The sequence below is a fragment of the Bacillus sp. OTU530 genome (genome assembly GCF_038440375.1).
Genome location: NZ_JASATP010000166.1, coordinates 1 through 354, shown reverse-complemented (window position 1 = coordinate 354; position 354 = coordinate 1). Strand labels below are relative to the sequence as shown.

General features: G+C 52.3%; 2 tRNA genes and 1 rRNA gene. All 3 read left to right on the top strand.

Annotation, left to right across the window (positions count from 1 at the left end):
* Window positions 1-54 precede the first annotated feature (54 nt).
* Window positions 55-170, top strand: a 5S ribosomal RNA gene (gene rrf / locus AAHB12_RS31430).
* Between the two features lie 5 nt (window positions 171-175).
* Window positions 176-251 (top strand) — tRNA-Val (locus tag AAHB12_RS31425).
* 8 nt (window positions 252-259) lie between these two features.
* Window positions 260-344, top strand: a tRNA-Tyr gene (locus tag AAHB12_RS31420).
* Window positions 345-354: the final 10 nt, after the last annotated feature.

The following is a 354-nucleotide window of genomic DNA, read 5'->3' as shown; positions in this document are numbered from 1 at the left end:
CAAAAGATCATGATATAATAATCATTGTCTCTAATGAGGGTCAAGCAAAATAGGTCTAGTGATGATGGCGAAGAGGTCACACCCGTTCCCATACCGAACACGGAAGTTAAGCTCTTCAGCGCCGATGGTAGTTGGGGGTTTCCCCCTGTGAGAGTAGGACGTCGCTAGGCAATGTGGAGGATTAGCTCAGCTGGGAGAGCATCTGCCTTACAAGCAGAGGGTCGGCGGTTCGAGCCCGTCATCCTCCACCATATCATTCGGAGGGGTAGCGAAGTGGCTAAACGCGGCGGACTGTAAATCCGCTCCCTCAGGGTTCGGCGGTTCGAATCCGTCCCCCTCCACCATTTTATATAT